This window comes from Streptomyces sp. NPDC048288 (assembly GCF_043201555.1).
Taxonomy (GTDB): domain Bacteria; phylum Actinomycetota; class Actinomycetes; order Streptomycetales; family Streptomycetaceae; genus Streptomyces.
In genome coordinates this window covers 631,969-656,581 of record NZ_JBICZD010000005.1, presented here as the reverse complement: position 1 = coordinate 656,581, position 24,613 = coordinate 631,969, and the positions used below count along the sequence as shown (strand labels likewise).

Sequence of the window (24,613 nt, the reverse complement as noted above, 5' to 3'; positions counted from 1 at the left end):
GCGGTCGGCGCCTATGCGGCGGACGGCGCGGCCTCGGGCCAGGGCGCCCGGTCGAGCACGGCCTGGCGCCAGGTGCGCAGGGACCGGGCCATGCCGTTGCCCAGCACGCCGTCCACCGTGCGCGGCCGGCCGTCGCCGCCGCGATGGCCGTAGACGCCGATGAACCTGCCCTCGGCGAGTGAGCCCTCCACGACCGTGAAGGCCATGTCCCGCCCGGTCGTGCCGTAGGACTGGAGTTTCAGGTCGTACTGGTCGGACCAGAAGTACGGCAGCGAGGGTTTCGGGAGTTCCTCGCCCAGCACTGCGGCGGCCACGGCACGCCCTTCCTCCGTGGCGGCGAGCCGGTGTTCGCTGCGCCGGTGCCGCCCGTCCTCCGGGCCGAACCAGGCGGCCACGTCGCCCGCCGCCCAGATCCCCTCGCCGGCCTGCCCGGAGGCGTCGCACAGCACGCCCTCGACACCGTCGCGTTTCCGGTCGCCGAGTGGCACACCCGAGTCCGCAAGCCAGCCCACGGCCGGGCGAGCGCCGACGGCGACCAGTACGTTCGTGGCGTCGACGACACTGCCGTCGTCCAGAACCACTCCCGTGGTCCTGCCGGCTGCGGAGATCACCTCGGTGACGCCGACACCGCACCGCAGGTCCACTCCGGCCGCCCGGTGGCGTCCGGCGAGCATCCCCGACACCTCCTCGCCCAGGACGTTGACCATGGGAAGGGGCAGCGGGTCGACCATCGTCACCGGTACACCCATGCCGCGAGCGACGGCGGCCGCCTCGGCTCCGACGAATCCCGCGCCGACGACGGCCAGGCGACCGCCCTGGGCGAGTGCGCCGCGGAGTCCGAGCGCGTCCGGGAGGTTGCGCAGCACCTGGGCGCCGGCCAGGCCCGCGCCCAGTGAGACGGGATGCACGGCGGCCGCTCCGGTGGCGATCACCAGCGCGTCGTACTCACACGTGGTGCCGTCGGCCAGACGCACCCGGCGGGCCTGGACGTCCAATCCCACGGCCGCCACCCCGGGAAGATGTGTGACGTCGAGCGCTGCCCACTGTTCACGCGGTCGCAACAGCAACCGGTCCGTCTCCCACTCGCCCGCCAGCAGCTGCTTCGACAGGGGCGGACGGTCGTACGGCAGGCCGGGCTCGTCACCGATCAAGGTCACCCCGCCGGTGAACCCCCGGCGCCGCACCTCCTCCGCCACGGCCAGACCCGCGGCCGACGCACCGACCACGACGATTCGTCGTGGTCGCGGAGCGGGCGTCACGTCAGCCCTCCTCGATCAGGATCGCGGCGGCCGGACACACCTGCGCGGCCTCTCGCGCGGCGGCCTCCTGGTCCGCCCCGGGCGACGGTTCGAGCAGCACCACGATGCCGTCCTCGTCCCGCTGATCGAACACCTCCGGGGCCACCAGCACGCATTGCCCGGCTGCACAGCACTTCTCTTCATCGACCGTGATCTTCATCCAACTACCTTTCCCGTAGGCCGATTTCATGCCTTGCAGGCACGGCCCGCATCGCCCTACCATGACCTGACAGGCGTCACCTTACGACTGTAACGTGACGCCTGCAAGGTCGAGGTTGACAGCCCAGGGGCGACAGAAACCCGGTCGACGCCACTCTCCGTTCAGTGGGTGTGCCGGCGACCGACCCGGAGGAAGTGCTGATGGACGACGCAAGGACCACGAATCCCGATCTCGGCGCCCTCAAGGAATCCATCGGGCGCTATGGGATCTGGAGCTTGGCTCTGCGCGTGGAGGATCGGGCCGTGCGCTCCGCTCTGGGGGAAGCGGCGAGGGAACTGGAAGACATCGGCTACCGCGCGGCATGGGTCGGCGGTGGCTCCGTCCGGCACGCCCGGACGGTGATCGAGGAGACCTCGCGTCTGACGGTCGGCACCAGCATCCAGCGCATCTGGGACCACGAGGCGATTGATGTGGCAAGGGAGTTCGCCGAGTTGCAGGCGGCCCATCCCGACAGGTTCCTGCTCGGCCTGGGGGTGGGACATGCCGGTGCGGTCGAGCAGTACCACCGGCCCTACTCCGCGATGGTCGGCTATCTGGATGCCCTCGACGCGTGCGGCCAGCCCGGCGAGCGCCGATTCCTGGCGGCCCTCGGGCCGAAGATGCTGAGACTCGCCCGCGACCGGTCGATCGGCGCGTTCCCCTACATGACCACGACCGCGCACATCGCGAAGGCCCGCGAGATCCTCGGCGACGGCCCCCTGCTCGCCCCGGAGGTGAAGGTCGTCCTGGAGTCCGATCCGAGCCGGGCCCGCGCCGTCGCCCGGCTGCACGTCCGGCCGAGTCTGACGGCTCCGAACTACGCCAACAGTTTCCTGCGGTCCGGTTTCACCGAGGAGGACCTGGCGGGCGGAGGCAGTGACCGGCTCGTCGACGCGATCGTCGTCTGGGGCGACGAAGTCCGCGTCAAGGAACGCCTCGACGCCTTCTTCGCCGCGGGCGCCGGCCATGTCGCCGTCCAACTCCTCACCGACGCACCGCCGGTGATGGATTACCAGGCCGCGGGTCAGCCACTGGACAGCCGGTTGCGAGAAGGCTGGCGCCGCCTCGGCCGGATCCTCCTCACCTGATCCGGGCGAGGCGGCGCCACGTGGCTTCCACCGCTCGCGTCCCTGCCGGCCCTGCCCGAAGGAGGAGAACGAATGGCTGACGTGCCGAACACGAACCCGGACCTTGCCGCGGTACGGAACTGGACGACGTCGCCTGTCAGTTGGAGAACGCCGGTCACGGCGCGATTTGGGTCGGCGGCAGCCCTGGAACACACGGCACGGACCCGCACGGCGACGGGCTGATCGCGTGGGGGCGGTTCTCCGTCGTGGGACAGCTCCCGAAGACCGACCGCGCCCGCCCGTGATCCGACGAAGGAGAGCAGTATGCGCATCGTAGGTTTGACCGAGTTCGGTGGTCCCGAGCAGTTGCGTGTCCTCGACGTTCCGGAACCGCACCCGGGTCCGGGCGAGGTACGGATCAGGGTGCATGCCGCGGCGGTGAACCCGGCGGACATCGGGACCCGCAGCAGGGCATGGAACCCGAATCCGCACTGGCGTCCTCCGTACGTCCTGGGTATGGATGCCGCCGGGGTCGTGAGTGAGGTCGGGGAAGGGGCGCCCTGGAAGGTGGGAGACCACGTCATGGCGGTCGTCATTCCCTGGGGGCCGGGCGGCGGGGCGTACGCGGACGAGGTCGTGGTGCCGGCCGAGTCCGTCGTGCGGATCCCCCGTGACCTGGATTTCTTCCATGCGTGCGCCCTGCCCATGAACGGCCTGACCGCCGTGATGGCACTGGCGACCCTGGAGCTGCCCGAGGGACAGGTGCTCGCGGTCACCGGCTCGGCCGGGGCGTTCGGCGGATACGTGACGCAGATGGCGAAGGCTCAGGGGCTGCGGGTGGTGGCCGACGCGTCCGCCGCCGACGAGGCCTCGATCCGAAGCCTCGGGGCCGATGAGGTCGTACGCCGTGGCGACGACTTCGCGGAACGGGTCCGGGAGGTCGTCCCGGACGGCGTCGACGCCGTCGTCGACGGGGCGCTGCAGAACGGCATGATCGAGCGCGCGGTCCGCGACAAGGGGCAGATCTTCGTGCCGTCGCCCTGGATCTGGCAAGCCGAGCGCGGCATCACCGTCCGCAACGCGCTCGTCCAGGACGGGGCGAGGAACACGGCCGGGCTGGATCGCGTGCGCGAACTCGCCGAGCGGGGCGCCCTCACTCCGCGGGTCGCGGACATCCTGCCCGCCGAACGTGCCGGCGACGCGCACCGCCGACTGGAGGCCGGCGGCGTCCGGGGGCGGCTGGTGCTCGACTTCGGCTCCTGAGGATCCGCGGATTCCCCGGAGTTCCTCGGTGGGGCGGGTCCCCCGGGCTCAGGAGCGTCCGAGGAAACGCTCGTCCGGACTCCCTGGCCGGCCGCCTCGTCGTCCTGGGCGCCACGGGAGGCTCCGCGCGACACCAGCTCGCGCTGGAGTACTCCCTGCGGCCGCTCTTCGCCCACCTGCGCGCCGAGACCGTCCCCACAGCCGTGTTCGCCGCCCCCGGGGACTGGGCGCCCGACGGCGCAGCCCGCCTTTCCGAGCGCATCGGCCGCGCCGCACGTGAACTCGCCGCCCGCCTCCGCAGCCACGCCGGGCCGCGGCACACCCGCTGACCCACCGTCACGAACAAAGGCACGCCATGAACTCGACCACCCCAGCGACCGACGCCGGCACCCGGCGTTCCATGGTGCTCGGAGCACAGGTCATGAACTACGGCTCCGCCGACGCCGCCTGGCGCTGGCCGGGCACCAACCCGCGGACCTACTTCGACCCGGACACCTGGGCCGAGACCGCGGCCGTGGCCGAACGCGGCAAGATGCAGTTCCTCTTCATCGCCGACCACCCCGCCGTCCGCGAGGACCTGACCCACCACAAGCCCTCGGCCACGATCGACCCCATCGTGGTCGCCGGCCATGTGATCGGCCGCACCAGCCGCATCGGCGTCGTGCTCACGCAGTCGACGACGTTCAACTTCCCCTACACGGTGGCCCGCCAGCTCAAAGCCCTGGACCTTCTCAGTGACGGCCGTATCGGCTGGAACGCCGTCACCACCCAGGAACCCGCCATCGCGGCGAACTTCGGCTCCCCGGTCGCGGACCGGCCCACCCGTTACGCACGGGCGCACGAGTTCGTCCAGCTGGTCTAGGCCCTGTGGGGAAGCTGGGGACCGGACGCCCTGAAGCTCGACACGGACGCGGGAGTGTTCGCCGACGCCACCGAGATCCGGCCCGTCGACCTCACGGGCCGGCATGTCGCCTCCCGCGGGCCGCTGCCGATCCCTCCCTCCCCGCAGGGACAGCCGATCCTCTTCCAGGCCGGCGGCGGCGCCGAGGCGCTCACCGTCGCCGGAAGCTACGCCTCCGGGGTCTACTCGATGGCCACCGACATCGATACGGGACGCGAGCACCGCCGCGCCCTCGACGGAGCGGCCGTCCGGGCGGGACGCGCGCCCGAGGACATCAGGCTCTTCATGGGCGCGTTCACCACCGTCGCCGACAGCACGGAGGAGGCGCTGGCCCGCCGCGAGGAGCTGATGCGCCTGTCCCCGACCCCCGTGCACGCGCGGCTGCGGCATCTCTCCGCACTGGTGGGCGTCGGCATCCCCGCAGACCGGCTGCACTCCCCGCTCTCCGCGTCCGAGCGCGCCTCGCTGCGCCCCGCGCCCTTCCAGCTCCACGCAGAGAAGGCGGTGCGCCTGCTGACCGAAGGACGCACGCCCTACGAGGCCCTGCTGCGCGGTGTCACCGACTTCCACACCACCCTGCTCGGCAGCCCCGAGGAGATCGCCGACGAGATGCAGGAACTCTTAGAGGCCGGTGCGTGCGACGGCTTCGTCATCGCCCCCGACGTCGTCAGCGACGGCCTCCCCGCCTTCACGGACAGGGTCGTCCCCGTCCTCCAGCGCCGCGGCCTGTTCCACGAGGACTACGAGGCAGCCACCCTCCGCGGGCATTTCGGTGCGCCGCACCAGTACGGACGCGTCGCCGACCCCGCACCGTCCCCGGCCGAACCGAGCAGGTCATGACCATCCCGGTGCGCTCCCGGCTCCGTTCGCCGCCGAGTCTCGACCTGCCACCGTACCCGGCATGAGGGAGACGAGGACCAGTTCAGGGCGCCGGCGCCCGGCCGCTTCACATGGGCCGGCGCGTGACACCGCGCGTGATGCCCGCATCATCGAGGCGGCCCTGGACCTGCTCGCGCAGCAGGGATATCCGGATCTGACGATGGACGACGTCGCGGCGCGGGCCGGGGTCAGCAAAGCGACGGTGTACCGGCGCTGGGCTTCCCGGCAGGACCTGGTGGCAGACGCGCTGGAGACCCTCGACTTCACCGCGTCCGCCGGCAGCGACGCGGCGCACTCCGCTTCACTGCGGGACGACCTGGTGCGGACTCTCTCGGACACATCCGGGTGCACCGACAAGCGCGGCCCCCGTCTGACCGCTGTCCTGCTGGCCACCACCCGCAGCGATCCCGACGTCACGTTCGACCTGCGTGAGAGGTACGTCGACGCCCAGCGAACCGCCGTCGCGGACTGTCTGCGCCGGGCAACGGCACGCGGAGAGCTGGACGCCACCCGCGTCGAGGAACTGCTCGATCCTGGGCGCCTGGAAATCACCGCCGCGATCGCCCTGATGGTGCATCAGCCCCTGTTCGACCAGCGCCCATTGAACGCCGACGACATCGCAGGCATTGTGGATCAGGTTCTCCTCCCACTCGTCGCGGGGGCGCGCGTCACACACTGACTCTCGCCCGGCCTCGGCCGGTCAGGTGCCGGGCACGTGGTCCAGGTCCATGTCGGTGCTCGTGACCCAGCCGGGTTCGCGGACCAGGAGGCTGAGCTGCCGGTCCGCCACGTCGACGTCGACGACGTACCGGAAACCGGCCGCCTCGGCGTGCTCGGCGGCGGTCCGGTCGCCTTCCGGCACCGCGTACACGATCCGGCGGCAGCGCGGGTCGGCCGCGTCGACGGCCTCGGCCAGGGTCCGGAGCAACGCGGGGACCGTCTCCGCGCGCTGGTCCGTCTCCAGGACGAGTTCCACGTCGTGGGCCGCCACGGGGTAGGCGTCCCGCAGCCGTCCCGCCGCGCAGCGCTCCACGCGCACCACGGCCTCGGTTCCGCCGTCGCGCAGGCGCAGTACTCCCGCGCCACGGCTCCACGACTCGACGGTCGCCCGCCGCCCGCCCCGGAGGTCCAGGACGGGCAGCGGCGGCACGGCGAGCATGTCAGCCCTGCCCGTCGGCGAGGCGGCGGACGACGGCCCGGTCCAGCTTGCCGGAGGCGTTCCTCGGCACGGCGGGCACGACGGTCAGGCGCCGGGGCAGTTTGTAGCGGGCCAGCCGCCCCGCGGCCCACGCGTGCACGGCCTCCAGCGTGACCGCCGCCGGGTCGTCCACGCTCACCACGGCCGCCACCGACTCCCCCCACTGCTCGTCGGGCACGCCGACGATGGCGACGTCCAGGACGCCCGGCATCGCGGACAGGACGCGTTCGACCTCGGCCGGGTAGACGTTCTCCCCACCGGTGATGATCATGTCCTTGAGCCGGTCGACGATGTACAGACAGCCGTCCTCGTCCAGGTAGCCGATGTCGCCCGAGTGGAACCACCCCTCCTCGTCGAAGGCGGCCTGGTTCGCACGCGGGTTGTTCCAGTACCCGGCGGTGACGTTCGGGCCGCGGACCACGATCTCGCCTGCCTCGCCGGTCCCGACGGGGCGGTTGGTGGCGGCGTCGACGACGCGGACCTCGGTGAAGGGCATGGGGATGCCCGCGGAGCCGACCTTGGCCAGGGTGTGTTCGGCCGGCAGGTGGGTGGCGAAGGGGGCCGTCTCGGTCAGTCCCCAGGCCTGCTGGAGCAGGACGCCGTGTCCGGCGTACAGCTCGATCAGTGAGGGCGGTACCGGCGCGCCCGCGACGACGACCGAGCGGAGGTGGCTCAGGTCGGCCTCGAAGACCCCGGGCACCCGGGCGAGCGCGGCGAACATCTGGGCCACTCCGAACATGGAGTTCACCCGGTGGGTGACCAGGTCCGCCAGGCACTGCCCGGGGTCGAAGCCGCGGCGGATCACCACCGTGCCGCCGCGCACCAGGGTGCGCAGGACGAAGCTGTTCAGGGCGCCCACGTGGAAGAGCGGCGCGGCGGCGTAGGTGACGTCGCCGCGGCGGGTGTCCAGGCGCAGCTCCACGTTCACGGAGTTCCACCAGATGTTGCCGTGGGTCAGCACGACGCCCTTGGGTGTGCCGGTGGTGCCGGAGGTGAACATCAGGATCGCGGGGTCGTCCGCGCCCTTGGTCGCCACGTCGGCCGCGGGCAGGGCGGCGGAGAGCAGCGGCGACCAGGTCTCCCAGCCCGGGGCGCCGGTCGCCGGGACCTCGGTGTCGTCGTCCACCAGGAGGAAACGGGCGAGACGCGTACGGCCGCGGATCCGGTCGGCGCTCTCCCGGTGGCCCTCCTCGCAGACCAGGGCGGTGGCGCCGCTGCCGTTGAGCACGGCCTCCAACTCGGCTTCGGCGAGGCGGAAGTTGACCGGCACGAAGACCGCGCCGAGGCGGAACGCGGCCAGCATGGTCACGAGGTACGAGCCGCTGTTGAGGCCGAGAAAGGCGACCCGGTCCCCGTCGGTGATTCCCCCGTCCGCCAGGACGGAGGCCAGCCGGGCCGCCTTGTCGTCGAGTCGGGCGTAGGTGAGGTCGCCACCGGCGTAGCGGACGACGACCGTGTCTCCGCGGAAGCGGGCGTTGCGTTCGACCGCCGCGGCCGGGTTGAGGTCGACCCGCAGGCCCGAGTTGGCCGGGTGCGGGATCGTGGCGGGCGTGGTCACGAGCGGCTCCTCGTTGAGCTTCGTCGGGCTTCGTCGGGGGTGGACGGGGGAGGGCGGGGGTGGACGGGGTGGACGGGGTCAGAGGTGGTCGCCGCCGGCGGCGGTCGCGAAGCCGCGTACGCCGATTCCGCCGTCGACGTTGATGGCGTGCCCGGTGATCGGGCCGCTCTGGGCGCGGGCGGCCAGCAGCACGTAGGACCCGGTGAAGTCACGGGGGTCGGTGCTGGAGTCGTGCAGCGGGATGGGCGGCGGCGGCGAGCCCGGGGCCTTCTTCGCGAACGAGGCCGCGATCGAGCGGTCGGACAGCGCCAGTGACTCGGGGCCGCGCAGGTCGGTGTTCATGCCACCGCAGGCGACGCCGTTGACGCGGACCTTGGGGGCGAGTTCGTAGGCGAGTTCGCGCATCAGGCCGAGGCAGGCGTGCTTGCTGGCGGTGTAGAGGGGGCCGCCGCCGTTGACGTAGAAGGAGGCGTTGGACAGGGTCATGATGATGCTGCCGCGGGTCTTCACCAGCTCCCGCCAGGCGGCCTCCGCGGCAAGGGCGTATCCCTTGACGTTGACGGAGAAGATCTCGTCGAAGGTGGCGTCGAGTTCGGCGGCGCCAAGCCGGGTGAGCTGGCGCTGGTAGTCCCACAGGCCGGCGTTGGTGACGAGCGTGTCGAGCTTGCCGAAGCGGTCGACCGTCTCGGCGACGGCCGCGTGCAGGGCGGCCGAGTCGCGCACGTCGGCCGCGACGGCGTGGATCCGGGACGGGTCGGGGGCCGCCCGGACGACCTCGTCGAGCCGGGCCTTGTCCCGGCCGAGGACGGTGACCGAGGCGCCCTCCGCGAGGAACCGCTCGGCGACGGCGCGCCCGATGCCCGATCCGCCGCCGGTGATCAGGGCGGTGTCGCCCGCCAGCCAGCCGCCGCTCACGAGGCGTCCTCCGCCAGGAAGTCGGTGACCAGCCGGTCGAACTCCCGCTGCCGTTCCAGCTGCACCCAGTGCCCGCACCTGCCGAAGACGTGCAGCTGGACCTCCCGGATCTGCTTGAGCATCAACTGGGCGCCGTCGAGCGTGATCGTACGGTCGTCACGGCCCCAGAGCAGCAGCGTGGGAGCCTTGATCAGATGCAGGTCGCGCCAGAGCGGGTCCATGCCGCCGCGCTGCGCGAAGGCCGCGTTGTAGCGGTGGTAGAAGGCGATGTGGCTCTCGTCGAGGGAGGCCTCGTAGCGGGCCTTCACCACGTCCTCGCCGAACTGCCGGTGGTCGTAGACCATGGTGCGGATGAACGCGGCCATCTTCTTCTCGCTGGGCCCGCCGCCGTTGTAGTAGCGGAACATCCACTTCTGTCCCTCGGTGGGCGTCGGGCAGAGCGGCAGCCAGCCGCCGCCGGGAGCCATCAGCACCAGCCGGGTGACCCGCTCGGGGTGCTGCTGGGCCAGGGCGATCGCGGCGGCGCCGCCGAGACTGTTGCCGAGCAGGTGGAAGGTGTCGATGCCGAGGGAGTCGAGGGCCTGGCAGAGGGCGTCGACGGTGATCCGGGTGATGGACCGCTCGTCCAGGTCGGCCTCGCTCGGGCGGTAACTGCCCCCGAATCCGGGCTGGTCGGGCAGGACGACACGGAAGTGCCGGGCCAGGGCGGGCAGGTTCTGCCGGTAGTTGCTCACGCCGGAGGCTCCCGGGCCGCCGCCGTGCAGCATCACCAGCACCGGCCCTTCGCCGGTCTCGGCCACGGCGATCTCACCGAGGGAGGTGGTGACGCGGTGGTGCTTGAGTTCGAGGTCGGTCACGGTGCACGTCCCCATCAGAAGAAGGTCGAGATGTTCTTGGCCTGGAGGATGTTCTGGTCCAGGAGGATGGTCCGCCGGGCGATCCGGAGACCTCCGTCGGCGGTGCGGCGCAGGAGGTCGGTGCGGCCGCCGGCGAAGACGTTCTCCTCGCGCTCCAGCCGGTTGCGGTAGACCAGGAACGCGGAACGCACCCACAGGTCGTTCTCGGTGAACCCGTCGTGTTCGGCCGGGTCGGCATGCCGGACCATCACGTTCGTGACCAGGTGCCGGGTCCGCGAGGGCGGGTCCTCGGCCCAGGCCATGCCCGAGTCGAAGCGGCGGATGCGCCAGGCGAGGCTCTCCTTGCTCTCGTCGTAGAAGGCGGCCTCTCCGCGGGCGGCGACCGACAGCGCCTGCTGGCGGCGCAGCCGGTTGGTGCGGGTGGGCATCCAGTAGTCGAGGTCGTCGGCGAGCAGTTCGAGCCAGTCGGCGTAGCGGCCGTCGTCGAGGAGGGCGGCCTCCTCGTAGTAGAACTGCTCGACCTCGAAGTGCGTGTCCCGGTCGGCGCGTTCTCCGGCGCGGGCCCGGTGCTGCTCGGTGGCTGTGCTCACGGTGTCGTTCGATCCCTTCTTCGGGCCGGACCTGTAGGGGCCGTGCCGCCAGGCGGCACGTCAGCCGCGCAGCAGGTCGCGCGGCTTCACGGACGGGTCGGCCAGCCGGGCGGCGTCGGCCGGGATCCGACGGTCGATCATGCGGCGGGCGGCGCGTACGGCGGACGGGTCGTCGACCGAGGCCGCGGCCACCACCAGGCCGTCCCGCAGGCCGAAGACCGCGAAGGGCGGGTCGTCGAAGGCACCGCGGACGACGGTGTGTTCGGCGGTGTCCAGGTGGCCGACCGCCTCGACGTGGCGTGCGTGCCGGTCCGTCCAGAACCAGGGCACCGTCGGCTCCGGCGGTGCGGTGCCGAGCAGGGTGGCGGCCGCCCGGGCGCCGTCGTGCCGCGCGGCCTCCCAGTGCTCGGTCCGCGGCAGGAGCGCCCCGTCCCGGCGGACGCGCGCCGGGTCGCCGACGGCGAGCACGGCCGGGTTCGAGGTGACGTGCCGTTCGTCGACGACGATGCCGCGGTCCACCTCAAGACCGGCGAACTGGGCGAGTTCGGTGCACGGCACCATGCCGACGCCGAGCACGACGGCGTCGTACAGCCGCGGTTCGGCGACCGAGGTCAGCCGCACCTCGATGCCCGTTCGAAGTTCCGTGAAGGACTCGACCGAGGCCCGCAGGGTGGTGATGCGGTGCCGGGCGTGCAGGTCGTGCAGCCAGGAGGCGAGTTCCGGGCCGAGGACGGCGGCCAGCGGGACGGCCACCGGGTCGACCAGGTCGACCTGGCAGCCGAGGCGTACGGCGGTCGAGGCGACCTCGGCGCCGATCAGGCCGGCACCGACCACCAGGACGCGGGCACCGGGGGCGAGGGCCGGGCGCAGCCGGTCGGCGTCGTCCGCCGTGCGCAGCACATGCACGCGGTCGCTGTCGATGCCGGGGATCGGCGGGCGGGCCGCGCCGCCGCCGGTGGCCAGGACGACCAGGTCGGCGGGCAGCAGCCGCCCGTCGGGGAGCTCCACGGACGCGTCCCGGGGGCGCAGCGCGGTGACGGCGGTCCGGTTGATGAGGCGTACCCGCTGGTCGTCGTACCACTGCGGCGGTTGCAGCGCGATCTGCTTGATGTCCTTGGTGCCGGCCAGGAAGTCCTTCGACAGGGGTGGCCGGTCGTACGGGAAGTCGCCCGCGTCGACGAGGGTGAGGTCGCCGTCGAAGCCGCCCGACCGCAGCGCGGCGGCCGTGCTGACGCCCGCCACGCCGCCGCCGACGATCACCACACGCTCGGTCACGGTGCCTCCCCCGGGAAGAGCCAGACCTCGCCGTCGCGTACCTCGACGCGGTGCGGGCAGGCGTTCCTCGTGGCCGGCAGGCCCTGGACCTCACCGCTCTTCAGGCAGAACTTGCTGGAGTGCAGCGGGCATTCGACGTACCCGTCCTCGACCCAGCCGTCGGCCAGGGAGGCGGTCTCGTGCGTGCAGGTGTCGTCGAGCGCGTACACGGTGTCGTCGGTGTCGCGCAGCAGGGCGATGTGGTCGTCGGTGCCGGTGACCGCCTTGTCGACGGCGATGCCCTCGCCCTGCGGGATGTCGTCCAGGGCCGCGACGCGGATGCCGTTGCTCATGCTTGCTCCTCGTGCGAAGTCTCATGCGACGTCTCGTGCGACGTCTCGTGCGACGTCTCGTGCCAGGCAGGGGTGTTCATCAGTTCGCGCCAGCGCCCGTAGAAGGCGCGGCCCGCGGCGTCGCTGTACAGCTCGCTGGTCCTGCCGGGGTGGCGGCCGTCCTCGCGTTCGGAGCCGAGACCCATCTGGTAGTTGAGCGCGACGCCGTTGGTGATGAAGCCGTTCGCGACGGCCTGGACCTCGCTCCAGTTCTCGCCGTCGTCCTGCTCGAAGATCCCGCTGGGTCCGAACGTCCGCAGGTTGTAGAGGCGTTGGGCCTCGCGGACCTCCTCCGGCATGGACTTGTCGACGACGGTCCAGGCCCACACCTCCATGCGGTCCGGGCCCTTGGGGTGCCAGACGCGGATGGAGCCGTTGACGGGGAGGTAGGAGAAGTTGGGGAAGACGGTGGCGTGGCCGTTGGTCAGCGGTCCCTCGACGCGGGCCTCGCCGAGGCGTGCGCGCAACGCGTCGTAGTCCGTCCACTGGTGCACGGTCTGGGCGTCGAACCGGTTCCTGGGGTGGACCGGGAAGCCGGCGCCGTGGCCGTTCGCGTCGGAGAACTGGCGGCCGGTGCGGTGTACGACCTCGTCCTTGGGCTTCTTGCCGGCCGGCGCGAGCAGCATGAGCGCGGAGGCGTGGCTCATGTTCACGTGGTACCAGTCGGTGGCGAACTGCTCGGCCGCCAGCTTCCAGTTGCCCTCCAGGACCCACTTGTGGACGCCGCCGACGACGGCCGTGCCCTGGTCGTCGTGGTCGAGCATGGCGTCCATGTACCAGGCCATGTCGCCGAGCGACGCGCGCAGCGGGACGGGGTCCGGGTTCCAGGTGCCGAAGACCAGGCCGTGGTAGGTCTCCACGTGCGGGACCTCGACCAGACCCCACTGTCCCTCTTCGAAGTCGGCGGGGTAGCCCTCCTTGTTGGGCACGCTCACCAGGGAGCCGTCCAGGTTGAAGGACCAACCGTGGTACGTGCACGTGAAGTTGCGGGTCGTACCGAAGTCCGCGCGGCACACGCGGGCGCCCCGGTGGCGGCAGGAGTTCAGGTAGGCGCGGATCCGGCGGTCGCGGTCCAGGGTCACGATGACCGGGTCCTCGCCCATGTACGTGGTGAAGAAGTCGCCCGGCTTGTGGAACTGGTCGGTGTGCGCGAGGAACAGCCAGCTCGGCGCGAAGACACGGCGCAGTTCCTGCCGGTACAGCTGCTGGTCGGTGAAGATCACGCGGTCCAGCAGTCCGCCCTCGGTGTCGACGAGCCCGGAGACGTCGAGGTTCCGTGCCAGGTCTGCGGGGCGCCGCAGCGCCCCGCGCGGTGCCGCCGTGGCAGCGCCCTTGGGATCGTTCGTCGAGGTCATGGGCACAGGCAACAGCACCGGCGAAAGGGTGTGCCATCGGTCGTGCCGTCCTGCGGCACACGCGCTGTCGGAGGTCGCCGCCTCCGGGAGAGCGTGGCCGCATGCTTGCCGCAACCGCCATCTCCCAGAGCGCCACGGACCCGCTGTCGGGGCTCGTCCTGGGAGAGATCCCGAAGCCCGAGCCACGCCCCGGATGGTCCGTCGTCCGCGTGGTCGCCTCCTCCCTCAACATGCACGACCTGTGGACCCTGCGTGGGGTGGGCCATCCGCCCGAGCGGCTGCCCATAGTCCTGGGCTGCGACGCGGCGGGTTACGACGAGGACGGCAACGCGGTCCTCGTCCACCCCGTGCTCGCGGATCCGGACGGCGGGCTCGGTGACGAGACCCTCGACCCGGGGCGCGCCCTGCTCTCCGAGCAGCACGACGGCGCCTTCGCGGAGTACCTGTCCGTCCCCACCCGCAACCTGATCCCCAAGCCGGAGTGGCTCACCTTCGACGAGGCCGCCTGTCTGCCGGTCGCCTGGGGCACCGCGTACCGCATGCTCTTCACGCAGGCCGGGATCCGGGCCGGGGACCGGGTGCTGGTGCAGGGCGCGGGGGGCGGGGTCGCCTCGGCCGCGATCAAGCTGGCGGTGGCCGCCGGGGCGGTCGTGTACGCCACCAGCCGCAGCGCCGAGAAACGGGCGCAGGCCGAGTCCTGGGGCGCGCGCAAGGCCGTACCGACCGGGGAGCGGCTGCCCGAACGGGTGGACGTGGTGATCGAGACGGTCGGCGAAGCGACCTGGTCCCACTCGCTGAAGTCGCTGCGCCCGGGCGGCGCGATCGTGATCGCCGGTGCGACCAGCGGCACCAACCCGCCCGCCGACCTGGGCCGGATCTTCTACCTCCAGCAGCGCGTCCTCGGCTCGACCGGCTGCACCCGCAGCGAACTGGTCGGCCTGCTGAAGCTCATGGACGCCACCGGTGTGTGCCCGGTCATCGACCGGACGCTTCCGCTCAACGAGATCCACAAGGGCTTCCAGCTGATGATCGACGGGTGGCTGACCGGAAAGCTCGTCGTCCACCCGCCCGCCCCGCAAGGAGAGCCGTCATGACCGCTACCGCCGTCGGCCTGTCCCACTCCCCGCTCATTGGCAAGAACGACCCCGCTCCGAAGGTCCTCGCCGCCGTCGAGGAGGCCGTCGAGAGCGCTCGGTCCTTCGTCCGCGCCTTCGACCCCGAACTGGTCGTCCTGTACGCCCCCGACCACTACAACGGCTTCTTCTACAAGGAGATGCCGCCCTTCTGCCTGGCGACGGCGGCCGACGCGGTCGGTGACTTCGGCTCCACGGCGGGGCCGCTGTCGGTCGACGCGGAGGCCGCGCGTGCCCTCGCCCGCGGTGTGCTCGACCGGGGCGTCGACCTGACGGTGTCCGCCCGGATGACCGTCGACCACGGCTTCGTCCAGCCGCTGGAGGTGCTCTTCGGCGGCATCGACAAGGTCCCGGTCGTGCCCGTCTTCGTCAACGGGGTGGCCACCCCGCTCGGGCCGGTGAGCCGTATCCGCGCCCTCGGTGCCGCGATCGGCGAGGCGGCGGCCGGCCTGGACCGCCGCGTGCTCTTCCTCGGCTCCGGCGGTCTCTCGCACGATCCTCCGGTGCCGGTGCTCGACGGCGCCCCGCCGCGCGTGGCCGACGCGTTGATCGAGGGCCACCCACCGACCCCTGAACAACGGGCCCGGGGCGAGGAGCGGGTCGTCCAGGCGGGCCGGGACTACGCGGCCGGATCGACGCGGATGATCCCGATCAACCCGGCCTGGGACACGCATGTGCTCGACACGCTGGAGAGCGGCCGGCTCGGCGACGTGGACGGCTGGACCGTGGAGTGGATGGGCGCCGAGGGCGGCGGCTCGGCCCACGAGGTCCGCACCTGGATCGCCGCGTTCGCGTCCCTCGCCGCGACCGGCGGTTACCGCATGACCTCCCGCTTCTACGCACCCATCCCCGAGTGGATCGCCGGCTTCGCGGTGGCCACGGCAGAACAGGAGCCGAACCGATGACCGAGCGCGAAACGGCGATCGGGGTCGCCGCGGAACGGCTGCTCGCGGCCACGGCCGAGCGGAAGCCCTGTGCCCCGGTCCGCGATCTGCTGGGCACGGTCGACGTCGACGGCGCCTACCAGGTCCAGCGCCGTCTCCTCGATGTCAGGCTGGCCGAGGGTGCCGTCGTCAGCGGCCGCAAGATCGGCCTCACCTCCCCCGCCGTGCAGCGTCAACTGGGCGTGGACCAGCCGGACTTCGGCGTGCTCTTCACCGACATGGACGTTTCCGCGCACGCCGAGGTGCCGATGTCCCGGCTGCTGCAGCCGAAGGCCGAGGCGGAGATCGCCTTCGTGCTGGCGGCGGACCTGGACGGCGACGACCTCTCCCCGGCGGACGTGCGCGCCGCGGTCGCCTTCGCGGCACCCGCGCTGGAGATCGTGGACAGCCGCATCGCCGGCTGGGACATCACCCTCACCGACACGGTCGCCGACAACGCCTCCAGCGGGCTGTACGTCCTCGGGGAGGCGCGCCTGTCGCTCGACGCGTTCGAACCGCGCGCGGCGACCATGCGGATGTACCTCGACGACGTCCTGGTCTCCGAGGGCGACGGCGCCGCCTGCCTCGGCGACCCGCTCAACGCCCTGCTGTGGCTGGCCCGTACCGCCCGCGCCTACGGCGAGCCGCTGCGGGCCGGGCAGGTCGTCCTGTCCGGTGCGCTCGGCCCGATGGCCGCCGTCACTCCCGGCGTCACCGTCCTCGCGGAGATCTCCGCCCTGGGCACCGTCTCCGCCACGTTCAGCGAGAAGGACCCGTCATGACTGCGGTGAAGAAGACCAAGGTGGCCGTGATCGGCTCCGGCAACATCGGCTCCGACCTGATGATCAAGGTCATCCGCCTCTCCGAGACGCTGGAGATGGCGGCCATGGTCGGCATCGACCCCGACTCCGACGGTCTCGCCCGCGCCCGACGGCTCGGCATCCCCGCAACGTCCGACGGGGTGGACGGCCTGATCGCCCTGGACGGGTTCGAGGACATCGACATCGTCTTCGACGCCACCTCGGCCAAGGCCCACATCGCCAACGCGGAGCGCCTGAAGCCCTTCGGCAAGACGCTCGTCGACCTGACCCCCGCCGCGATCGGCCCGTTCGTCGTCCCGCCGGTGAACCTCGACGAGAACCTCGACGCCGAGAACGTCAACATGGTGACCTGCGGCGGCCAGGCCACGATCCCGATCGTGCACGCCGTGGCCCGCGTGACGCCGGTCCCGTACGCCGAGATCGTCGCCTCCATCGCGTCGAAGTCGGCCGGACCCGGAACCCGCGCCAACATCGACGAGTTCACCGAGACCACCTCGTCGGCCATCGAGAAGGTCGGCGGAGCCGCGCGCGGCAAGGCGATCATCGTCCTCAACCCGGCCGAACCGCCGCTCATCATGCGGGACACGGTCTTCTGCCTGACCGGCGACGCGGACCGGGACGCGATCCGCTCCTCCGTCGCCGACATGGTCGCGGAGGTCGCCAAGTACGTTCCCGGCTACCGGCTCAAGCAGGACGTCCAGTTCACCGCCGTAGCACCGGACGAGCCGGTGCACACCCTGCTGCCCGCCGACGCGCCCGAGGTGACCACCCGGGTCTCGGTGTTCCTGGAGGTCGAGGGCGCCGCCCACTACCTCCCCGCCTACGCGGGCAACCTCGACATCATGACCTCGGCCGCCCTGCGCACCGCCGAGCGCATCGCCCAGCACACACGCCAGGGGGACCGGGCATGACCACGAACCTGTACGTCCAGGACGTCACCCTCCGGGACGGCATGCACGCCGTACGGCATCGCATCGAGCCCACCGACGTGCGCCGTATCGTCGCCGCCCTCGACGCGGCCGGTGTCGACGCCATCGAGGTGGCGCACGGCGACGGCCTGGCGGGCGGCTCCCTGAACTACGGACCCGGCAGCCACACCGACTGGGAGTGGATCGAGGCCGCCGCGTCGGTCCTCGAACGGGCCACGCTCACCACGCTGTTGCTGCCCGGCATCGGCACCATCGCCGAGCTGAAGCACGCCTACTCGCTCGGCGTACGGTCCATCCGCATCGCCACCCACTGCACCGAGGCCGATGTCGCCGCCCAGCACATCGGCACCGCCCGCGAACTGGGCATGGACGTCTCGGGCTTCCTGATGCTCAGTCACATGGCCCCGGCCGGGAAGCTGGCGGAGCAGGCCAAGCTGATGGAGTCGTACGGCGCGCACTGCGTGTACGTCACCGACTCCGGTGGCCGGCTCACCATGGACGGCGTCCGTGAGCGCGTCCGCGCCTACCGCGACATCCTCGACCCGGAGACGCAGATCGGTATCCACGCCCACCAGAACCTCTCGCTGGCCGTGGCCAATTCGGTCGTCGCGGTGGAGGCGGGCGTCACCCGGATCGACGCATCGCTGGCCGGGCACGGCGCGGGCGCCGGCAACTGCCCGATCGAGCCGTTCGTCGCGGTGGCCGACCTCCAGGGCTGGCAGCACGGCTGCGACCTCTTCGCACTCCAGGACGCGGCCGACGATCTCGTACGACCGCTGCAGGACCGCCCGGTCCAGGTCGACCGCGAGACCCTCACCCTCGGCTACGCCGGGGTCTACTCCAGCTTCCTGCGGCACGCCGAAACCGCGTCACGGCAGTACGGCATCGATGTCCGCAGCATTCTGCTGGAGGTCGGGAAGCGGGGGCTGGTCGGCGGCCAGGAGGACATGATCGTGGACATCGCGCTGGACCTGCTCCGGCCCGCCACGGCCGGAGCGTGAGAGGCGGCGCGAAGTCCTGACCACCGGGGCGGGGAGACGAGGTCGGTCGTCTCCCCGCCCGCTGCCGTGGTCACGGTCACTCCGGTCGGTTCGGCTCTGCGTTTACATCGCCGTAGCAGTCATTTACATTGGACGTGCGTCCATCGAAATGGCCGCCTGGAATGCAACCGGAGCCCGTCATGCCCGTGCCCTCACCCCTCTCGGCGCAAGCCAAGCCCGTACCGCAGCCCTTCTCCGGCCCCGTGGCGGAGCAGCAGACCGCGGTCGACAAAGCCCTCGTCCTGCTCAAGTCGCTCGCGGACATGGACGGCGAGGCCGGTGTGAGCGAGCTGGCCCGGCGCACCCGGTTGACCAAGTCGACCGCGTTCCGGCTGCTCGGCATCCTCCACCGCAACGACCTGGTGGAACGCGTGGGCAGCAACTACCGGCTGGGCTCCCAGCTCTTCGACATCGGCACCCGCGCCTACGGCCCGACCCCGCCGCTGCTGCGGGACGTCCTCATGCCGCACCTCGCGGACCTGTACGAGCTGACCCACGAGACCGTGCACCTCGCCGTCCTGCACGGTACCGACATCGTGTACGTCAACAAGATCCACGGCCATCGCGCGGCCCGCTCCCCCTCGCAGGTCGGCGCACGTCTGCCGGCGTACTGCACGGGTGTGGGCAAGGCTCTGCTGGCCTTCGACCACGACATGGCGGAGGCGGCCGTCGCCGAGGGGCTGCCCGCCCGCACCCCGCACACCCTCTCGGACCCCGTCCGGTTCCGTGCGGTGCTACGGCGCATCCGCCAGGACGGCGTCGCCTACGACCGCCAGGAGGCCGCCCCGGGCCTGGCCTGTGTGGCCGTACCGATCATGGGGGCGGCGGGCCGGCCGGTGGCCGCCCTCTCCATCGCGGGCGCCGACGCCCGCTTCGACCCCGCCCGTTTCACCCCGGCCCTGCGCCGCGTGGCCCACGAGGCATCCAGGGCCGTCCTCGCGGCCCGGTCCCGGCAGGAGACCGCGGGACCGGCGGGGTCCGCAGGGTCCGCGCTTCAGCGTTGACCGTTGCCGTGCGTCCGGGCGAGGTTGACGCCACCCGTACCCGGCTGCACCCGGGGCACACTGACGACCACGTGGACGACGCTCTCGCCCTCCAGCGACTCGTAGGCGTGGGGGCGGTCCCCCGGGTAGCGCACGAAGTCGCCCGCCGACAGCTCCACGGGGGAATCGACCGGCCCCACCCGGACCCGGCCGCTGATCACGTACAGGTGCTCCAGCGTTCCCACCGGGTGCGCCTCTGACGGCTTGACCGCGCCCTGCGGGTCGCGGGCGATGCGCACGAGGTAGTTCTCGATGACACCGGACCCGTAGATGTGGTCCAGCGAACGGGACTCGTAGCTCCCGTGGTCCTGCCAGACGACCTCGTCGGCGCGCTGCACGGTCATCACCTGTTCCCGCTCCGCCACCAGCCGGGTGACGGGCACGCCGAGGGCGGCGGCGATGGAGAACAGCGTGTCCACCGTGGGGTTGCCGGTCCCCTGCTCCAGCTTGGACAGGGTCTGCTTCGCCAGCCCCGCCTGCCGGGCCAGTTCGGCCAGGGACAGACCCCGCTGCTCTCTGAGAAGGCGCATGTTGCGCGCCACCACGGCGTTTCCTGAGGACACGCCCCCACTTTAGGCCCAGCCCGCCGACCCGAGGACACCTGCCCGCTTCATCGACCCTGCTCAGAGGTGTACGTTCACCACCTCCACCGGCGTCTGGCTACAGAGCAGCCGCCGGACCGGCAACGGGCCGACACCGGCTTGCGCTGGGTTTCGGCATGGTCGGGAAGACTGCCGTCCGCCCAGGTGATGGTCCAGGGGCACGGTGAAAGAGCGGGACTGTGCGTCTGATGCGCATCGGGGGTGCAGAGACAGGGATCCGTGTGCTGGTGAGCCGCCGGCAGTCCCGCGGCGCGGGCATGCCGGCGGCCGCAGGACGGCACAGAGCGGCCGAGGACAAAGCCCCCGCTCGCGGCTCCCCGGCGCTGCCGCTCGGCAGCGCCGGGGAGCGGGAGGGTCACTCGTCCGTCGCGGGGGCCGCCGTTCTGCCTGCCCGCGCCCGGGCCGCGCCCGGGGTCGGCCGGATGTTCGCGGTCAGCCTCAACGCGTTGAGGAAGCGTTCGAGTGCCTCCAGCTGCCGCTCCGGTGTCCAGATTTCCGGGTGTTCGGCCACGGAGAGCACCATGCCGCTCCCCCACACCCGCATCTGGTCCACGATGGCATCGCGCTCGTCGGGTTCGACGAAGTCCGACACCGCCTTGGCCAGCACCGACCGCATGGCGACCTCCATCTCGTCCAGCCAGTCGCGGATGGCCGGAGAGGCGTCCTGGTGCGCGACGAGGCTGATGCGGCCCCGCTCATTGCGCACCTCGACCTCGGACAGCGGGAGGAACCAGAGCATGACGGCGCGCAGCCGGTCATGGGGGTCCTCGATCGACATCAGCTGTTCGCTGAATTTCCTCGCGTCGTCGAGGACGACCTCCAGCACCCCGGACAGGAGCAGGTCGCGGTTGGCGAAGTAATGGGTGATCAGGGTGATGGAGCCGCCCATGCGCTGGGCCAGATTACGGAGGGTCAGCTCCTTGTAGCCCTGTTCGCCGAGGATGGCCAGCGTGGCCTCGACGATCTCCCGGACCCGTTGTTCCCTGTCGACCACGCGCGGCATGGTGTCTGCCCCTTCTCCGATGTATATCGGTCACTATAAGTCGGGGTGGTGGCGGACGTCTCGGCGGTCAGTCCCTTCCGGGGGCCGGCGGACGCAGGTCGACCACGCCGGTGCCGAACGGCTCGGGCTCCGAACGGAGAACCGACTTCGCGATCTTTCCGCTCGGGGTGTGCGGAAGCCGGTCACGGAACTCGACGTAGCGGGGCACCTTGAAAGCGGCGAGTCCCTCCCGGCACCACTCCGCGACCCGCTCCGCGGTCAGGGTCGCGCCGTCCTGGAGGACCACGACCGCCTTGGCCTCCTCGCCCCGGTCCGGGTCCGGGACCGGAACCACTCCGGCTTCCAGTACCTGCGGCAGCTCCATGATGTGGAGTTCCACCTCGGCACAGGAGATGTTCTCGCCGCTGCGCTTGACCATGTCCTTGATGCGGCCCTCGAAGTAGTGCAGGCCCTCGGCATCCTTGCGCACGAGGTCTCCGGTGCGGTACCAGCCGCCGGGCAGGAACAGCTCGGCGTTGGCCTCGGGCCGGTTGTGATAGCCGAGCATCATGCCCTTGCCCCGCAGGCACAGTTCCCCGGCGCTGCCGGGGGCCGCTTCCGCTCCGCCCTCCGTGATGATCTTCGTCTCGCGGGTGGGCCATGCCAGACCGATGGTGGGTGTGCCGGTGAGGTCGGTGCGCTCCCAGGGGACGAAGGTCCCGTTGCCGGCTTCGGTGCTCGCGTACCAGTCGCGCGCCAGCAGGTCGAAGCGCTTCTCCAGGCCGACGTGGGCCTTGGCGGACAGCCCGGCGATCGGCGCCTTGCGGATCGCGAGTCGCGGGTCGGCCGCCCGGGCCGGCTCCTCCAGCATGAAGTCGTCCAGCCAGGCGAAGTCGATCTCGTGATCGGTCAGCCAGCCCATGAACTTGCGGCGGCTGAGCCCCTTGGTGAGGTACAGGGCGCCGCCGCCCGCCAGGGCGATCATGAAGTACGCCTGGTTCTGCATGTAGTAGAAGGGGTGGTCGGCCAGGAGGCGCTGCGGGTCGTCGAACAGCGCGCTGGAGTAGACGCCGAACTCGGTCCAGTACTCGTGGGTGAGCAGGCAGCCCTTGGGCAGGCCGGTGGTCCCGGAGGTGAACTGGATGTTGACGACGTCCAGGGTGCCGGCCCGGTGGGTGCGCGGGGTGATGTCCGCGGCCTTGAGGTCGGCGAAGACCGGCCCGGTCCCGGCCACGGCGGCGCCGACCGGTATCACCCGGTCGAGGCGGACCGGGCCCACCGCGCCGTCCGTCGCCAGGCGTTCGACGATCTCGCTCTCGGCGACCAGCCAGGTGGCGTCCGCGTCACCGAGGATGAAGTCGACCTCGCGTGCGGTGTACTTGGTGTTGAGCGGCACGGCGACGGCACCGGCTTCGATGAGGGCGAGCCAGGTCAGGGGGAATTCGAGCTGGTTGCCGAGCATGATGCCGACCTTGTCGCCGGGAGCGACACCGGTGGCCTCCAGCCCGGAGCGGACCCGCGTGATCAGCTCGCGCAGTTCGGACCAGGTGTGCTCGGTCGGCGTGCCCTCGATCGCCTTGACGGCGAGCCGGTCCCCCCAGCGCTCGGCCGCGAGGTCGAGGGCGTCGGGGATGGTCCGGTCGAGGAAGTCCCGGTGGTGCGGGGCGAGTTCGATCTTGAGGGATTCGGTCATCGGAGTCCACATCTCATGAGGCGGGTGGCGGGTGGGGCGCTGACGGGTCGTGAGGCGCGGTTACGGGAGCATGCTGAGGGTCAGCCGGAGACCGTCCGCTCCGCCGAGCCGGACGGTGGTGGTGGAGGCCGGAGCCGCGGTGGCCGTCCAGGCGTCGGAGCCGTCCCCGGTGTTGAACAGGAACTCCGGGTAGTCGCTGCTCGCGAGGTGCAGCCGGAGGCTGTGCCCCGGCCGGAGCCGGTAGCCGGCGTGCAGGAGACGGACCCGGAAGTCCGTGCTCCCGTCGATGCCGGTGAGCCGGACCTGTCCTCGTGCGATCAGGGCTCCGGTCCCGTCCGGCGCCAGGTCGAGGAGGCGTGCGTGCAGGTCCGTGCTGCGGTGCTCGACGGTGAGGGTGCCGTACAGGTCGACGGGCCCGGCCAGGACGATCCCGGCCGGGAAGGGCTCGCTGTCCACCGAGGCGACGTCGGGCCTGGCGGTGTCGACGGCCAGGTCGCGCAGACCGGCCACCAGCGCGAACGGGTTCTCCGCGATCGAGGGCACCAGGCTCTCGGGGTCCGCCGACCAGCGCAGGTCGGTGCCGGTGGCGGGCGGTACCTCGGTGCCGAAGCGGGCCGTGCGCTCGTCGTGCGTCGCGCCCGCGTGCAGTTCCAGGCGGTCGGCGGCGGGCGGCGGCCATGCCTCGGCCGTCCGCCAGCCCTCTCCGCAGACCTCGTAGGTGACGCGCGGGGGCCGGCCGGCGTCGGATCGTCCGAGGCAGTGGTCGAAGAACTCCAGGGCGGGGTCGAGGATCCTCGGGATGAGCCGGGACCGTACGTCCGCGGACTGCGAGGGGTCCATGTCCGGGGTGATCGGGGCGTCGACGAGCCGGTTGTTCTCGTGGTCGACGGCTTCGAGCCGCAGGTGGAGGTGGCGCGCCCACTCCGGGTGCCGCAGCAGCCGTTCGATGTCGGGCCACGACCACACGGCACAGTTGTCGAACCATCCGACGGTGAACAGGGTGGGCACCGGACGGGCGTTCACCAGGTCGTCGATGCCCGGGCCGCGCAGCCGCTCGGGCTCCTTCAGGTCGAGGTCGTAACTGGCCGACCGGCGGCCGAGTTGCTCGAAGAACCGCTCGAACTGGTCCGCGAGCGGCAGCGCGGACCAGTCGGGCTCCCAGCCGTAGGTGTCCTGTTCGACGTAGTGGGTGGCGAAGTAGCCGCGGCGGCTGGTCTGTTCCACCGTCGTCGCGCCGGGCCCCTCGTCCGCCATGCAGGCGAGCCCGGTGCCCGTGAGCCGCGGGGAGATGGCGCGCAGGGCGGGATGGCCGGAGGCGGCGGCCGCGAGCTGGGTCAGCCCGAAGTAGGAGTCGCCCCACATGACGACCGAGCCGTCGCACCAGGGCCGCCCGGCGACCCAGCCGACGGTGTCGTGGCCGTCGGCCACCTCGTGGATGCCGAACTCCGTGGCGCCCTCGGAGCGGAACTTGCCGCGCACGTCCTGGACGACGGCCGCGTAGCCCCGGGCGGTGATGTGTGCCGCGATCTCCGGCATGAAGCAGTACAGGCCGTTCTTGTCGTACGGCAGGCGGATCAGTACGGCGGGAGCGGGAGCGGATTCGGTTCCGGAGGGCAGGTAGACGTCGGCGGCCAGCAGGGTGCCGTCCCGCATGGGGATCCGTACCGGCTGGGCGTGCTCCGGGACGGGGCCCGGGGAGATGCGCATGAAGTTCACGGAGT

24 protein-coding genes and 1 pseudogene are annotated in these 24,613 nt (G+C 71.7%); 11 read left to right on the top strand and 14 right to left on the bottom strand.

What is annotated here, in order from left to right:
* Positions 1 to 11: 11 nt before the first annotated feature.
* Entirely contained in the window at positions 12 to 1,259 is a 1,248-nt protein-coding gene (locus ACGFZS_RS21730) for an NAD(P)/FAD-dependent oxidoreductase (RefSeq protein ID WP_393796503.1), read from the bottom strand.
* A 1-nt stretch (position 1,260) separates the two neighbouring features.
* Positions 1,261 to 1,458, bottom strand: coding sequence for a ferredoxin (locus ACGFZS_RS21725; RefSeq protein WP_393796502.1), 198 nt, complete (start codon positions 1,456 to 1,458; stop codon positions 1,261 to 1,263).
* Positions 1,459 to 1,658: 200 nt separating this feature from the next.
* Between ACGFZS_RS21725 and ACGFZS_RS21720 the strand changes: the two genes are divergently transcribed.
* The 5 genes and pseudogenes from ACGFZS_RS21720 to ACGFZS_RS21700 all read left to right on the top strand — a co-directional run bounded on the left by ACGFZS_RS21720 (position 1,659) and on the right by ACGFZS_RS21700 (position 6,286).
* Positions 1,659 to 2,585, top strand: coding sequence for an LLM class F420-dependent oxidoreductase (locus tag ACGFZS_RS21720; RefSeq protein WP_393796501.1), 927 nt, complete (start codon positions 1,659 to 1,661; stop codon positions 2,583 to 2,585).
* Between the two features lie 303 nt (positions 2,586 to 2,888).
* The gene (locus tag ACGFZS_RS21715) at positions 2,889 to 3,827 is read left to right on the top strand and encodes an NADP-dependent oxidoreductase (protein WP_393796500.1); all 939 of its coding nucleotides are present in this window, start codon (positions 2,889 to 2,891) and stop codon (positions 3,825 to 3,827) included.
* The gene (locus ACGFZS_RS21710; protein ID WP_393796583.1) at positions 3,824 to 4,156 is read left to right on the top strand and encodes an NAD(P)H-dependent oxidoreductase; all 333 of its coding nucleotides are present in this window, start codon (positions 3,824 to 3,826) and stop codon (positions 4,154 to 4,156) included. Before ACGFZS_RS21715 ends, ACGFZS_RS21710 begins: the two co-directional genes overlap by 4 nt.
* Positions 4,157 to 4,182: 26 nt before the next feature.
* Positions 4,183 to 5,568 (top strand): annotated as a pseudogene (locus ACGFZS_RS21705) (NtaA/DmoA family FMN-dependent monooxygenase).
* 61 nt (positions 5,569 to 5,629) lie between these two features.
* On the top strand, positions 5,630 to 6,286 hold the full coding sequence (locus ACGFZS_RS21700) for a TetR/AcrR family transcriptional regulator (protein WP_393796499.1): 657 nt from the start codon (positions 5,630 to 5,632) through the stop codon (positions 6,284 to 6,286).
* 21 nt (positions 6,287 to 6,307) lie between these two features.
* On the opposite strand, the gene ACGFZS_RS21695 is transcribed toward ACGFZS_RS21700, so the two are convergent.
* The 8 genes from ACGFZS_RS21695 to ACGFZS_RS21660 form a co-directional block, all read right to left on the bottom strand.
* Complete coding sequence (locus ACGFZS_RS21695) at positions 6,308 to 6,766, bottom strand: hypothetical protein (protein ID WP_393796498.1); 459 nt, start codon at positions 6,764 to 6,766, stop codon at positions 6,308 to 6,310.
* A gap of 1 nt (position 6,767) precedes the next feature.
* A complete protein-coding gene (locus ACGFZS_RS21690) occupies positions 6,768 to 8,363 on the bottom strand; it encodes a long-chain fatty acid--CoA ligase (protein ID WP_393796497.1) in 1,596 nt (531 codons plus the stop codon).
* Positions 8,364 to 8,441: 78 nt separating this feature from the next.
* Entirely contained in the window at positions 8,442 to 9,278 is an 837-nt protein-coding gene (locus ACGFZS_RS21685; protein ID WP_362653827.1) for an SDR family NAD(P)-dependent oxidoreductase, read from the bottom strand.
* The gene (locus tag ACGFZS_RS21680; protein ID WP_393796496.1) at positions 9,275 to 10,150 is read right to left on the bottom strand and encodes an alpha/beta fold hydrolase; all 876 of its coding nucleotides are present in this window, start codon (positions 10,148 to 10,150) and stop codon (positions 9,275 to 9,277) included. The genes ACGFZS_RS21685 and ACGFZS_RS21680 overlap by 4 nt, the downstream gene beginning before the upstream one ends.
* Positions 10,150 to 10,725, bottom strand: a complete 576-nt coding sequence (locus tag ACGFZS_RS21675; protein ID WP_393796495.1) for an aromatic-ring-hydroxylating dioxygenase subunit beta — start codon at positions 10,723 to 10,725, stop codon at positions 10,150 to 10,152. Before ACGFZS_RS21675 ends, ACGFZS_RS21680 begins: the two co-directional genes overlap by 1 nt.
* Positions 10,726 to 10,785: 60 nt before the next feature.
* Positions 10,786 to 12,000: an NAD(P)/FAD-dependent oxidoreductase gene (locus ACGFZS_RS21670; protein WP_393796494.1), complete on the bottom strand. Its 1,215-nt coding sequence runs from the start codon at positions 11,998 to 12,000 to the stop codon at positions 10,786 to 10,788.
* Positions 11,997 to 12,332 (bottom strand): non-heme iron oxygenase ferredoxin subunit, encoded by a 336-nt coding sequence (locus ACGFZS_RS21665; protein WP_393796493.1) that lies wholly within the window; start codon positions 12,330 to 12,332, stop codon positions 11,997 to 11,999. Before ACGFZS_RS21665 ends, ACGFZS_RS21670 begins: the two co-directional genes overlap by 4 nt.
* Positions 12,329 to 13,726, bottom strand: coding sequence for an SRPBCC family protein (locus ACGFZS_RS21660; RefSeq protein WP_393796492.1), 1,398 nt, complete (start codon positions 13,724 to 13,726; stop codon positions 12,329 to 12,331). Before ACGFZS_RS21660 ends, ACGFZS_RS21665 begins: the two co-directional genes overlap by 4 nt.
* Before the next feature lie 101 nt (positions 13,727 to 13,827).
* On the opposite strand from ACGFZS_RS21660, the gene ACGFZS_RS21655 reads away from it, so the two are divergent.
* The 6 genes from ACGFZS_RS21655 to ACGFZS_RS21630 all read left to right on the top strand — a co-directional run bounded on the left by ACGFZS_RS21655 (position 13,828) and on the right by ACGFZS_RS21630 (position 19,576).
* Entirely contained in the window at positions 13,828 to 14,820 is a 993-nt protein-coding gene (locus ACGFZS_RS21655) for a zinc-binding dehydrogenase (protein ID WP_393796491.1), read from the top strand.
* Positions 14,817 to 15,764 carry a 3-carboxyethylcatechol 2,3-dioxygenase gene (locus tag ACGFZS_RS21650; protein ID WP_393796490.1) on the top strand — a complete coding sequence of 316 codons (948 nt, stop codon included), beginning with the start codon at positions 14,817 to 14,819 and terminating at the stop codon, positions 15,762 to 15,764. The genes ACGFZS_RS21655 and ACGFZS_RS21650 overlap by 4 nt, the downstream gene beginning before the upstream one ends.
* Positions 15,761 to 16,564, top strand: a complete 804-nt coding sequence (locus tag ACGFZS_RS21645; protein ID WP_393796489.1) for a 2-keto-4-pentenoate hydratase — start codon at positions 15,761 to 15,763, stop codon at positions 16,562 to 16,564. The genes ACGFZS_RS21650 and ACGFZS_RS21645 overlap by 4 nt, the downstream gene beginning before the upstream one ends.
* On the top strand, positions 16,561 to 17,514 hold the full coding sequence (locus ACGFZS_RS21640) for an acetaldehyde dehydrogenase (acetylating) (protein WP_393796488.1): 954 nt from the start codon (positions 16,561 to 16,563) through the stop codon (positions 17,512 to 17,514). The genes ACGFZS_RS21645 and ACGFZS_RS21640 overlap by 4 nt, the downstream gene beginning before the upstream one ends.
* A complete protein-coding gene (gene dmpG, locus ACGFZS_RS21635) occupies positions 17,511 to 18,533 on the top strand; it encodes a 4-hydroxy-2-oxovalerate aldolase (protein ID WP_393796487.1) in 1,023 nt (340 codons plus the stop codon). Before ACGFZS_RS21640 ends, dmpG begins: the two co-directional genes overlap by 4 nt.
* Before the next feature lie 179 nt (positions 18,534 to 18,712).
* A complete protein-coding gene (locus tag ACGFZS_RS21630; RefSeq protein WP_393796486.1) occupies positions 18,713 to 19,576 on the top strand; it encodes an IclR family transcriptional regulator in 864 nt (287 codons plus the stop codon).
* Here the strand turns inward: ACGFZS_RS21630 and ACGFZS_RS21625 are convergent.
* The 4 genes from ACGFZS_RS21625 to ACGFZS_RS21610 all read right to left on the bottom strand — a co-directional run bounded on the left by ACGFZS_RS21625 (position 19,567) and on the right by ACGFZS_RS21610 (position 24,599).
* The gene (locus ACGFZS_RS21625; protein ID WP_393796485.1) at positions 19,567 to 20,178 is read right to left on the bottom strand and encodes a helix-turn-helix domain-containing protein; all 612 of its coding nucleotides are present in this window, start codon (positions 20,176 to 20,178) and stop codon (positions 19,567 to 19,569) included. The genes ACGFZS_RS21630 and ACGFZS_RS21625 overlap by 10 nt on opposite strands.
* A 394-nt stretch (positions 20,179 to 20,572) precedes the next feature.
* Positions 20,573 to 21,211 carry a TetR/AcrR family transcriptional regulator gene (locus ACGFZS_RS21620; RefSeq protein ID WP_393796484.1) on the bottom strand — a complete coding sequence of 213 codons (639 nt, stop codon included), beginning with the start codon at positions 21,209 to 21,211 and terminating at the stop codon, positions 20,573 to 20,575.
* A 76-nt stretch (positions 21,212 to 21,287) separates the two neighbouring features.
* Positions 21,288 to 22,892 (bottom strand): class I adenylate-forming enzyme family protein, encoded by a 1,605-nt coding sequence (locus ACGFZS_RS21615; RefSeq protein ID WP_393796483.1) that lies wholly within the window; start codon positions 22,890 to 22,892, stop codon positions 21,288 to 21,290.
* Positions 22,893 to 22,952: 60 nt separating this feature from the next.
* A complete protein-coding gene (locus ACGFZS_RS21610; protein WP_393796582.1) occupies positions 22,953 to 24,599 on the bottom strand; it encodes a CocE/NonD family hydrolase in 1,647 nt (548 codons plus the stop codon).
* Positions 24,600 to 24,613: the final 14 nt, after the last annotated feature.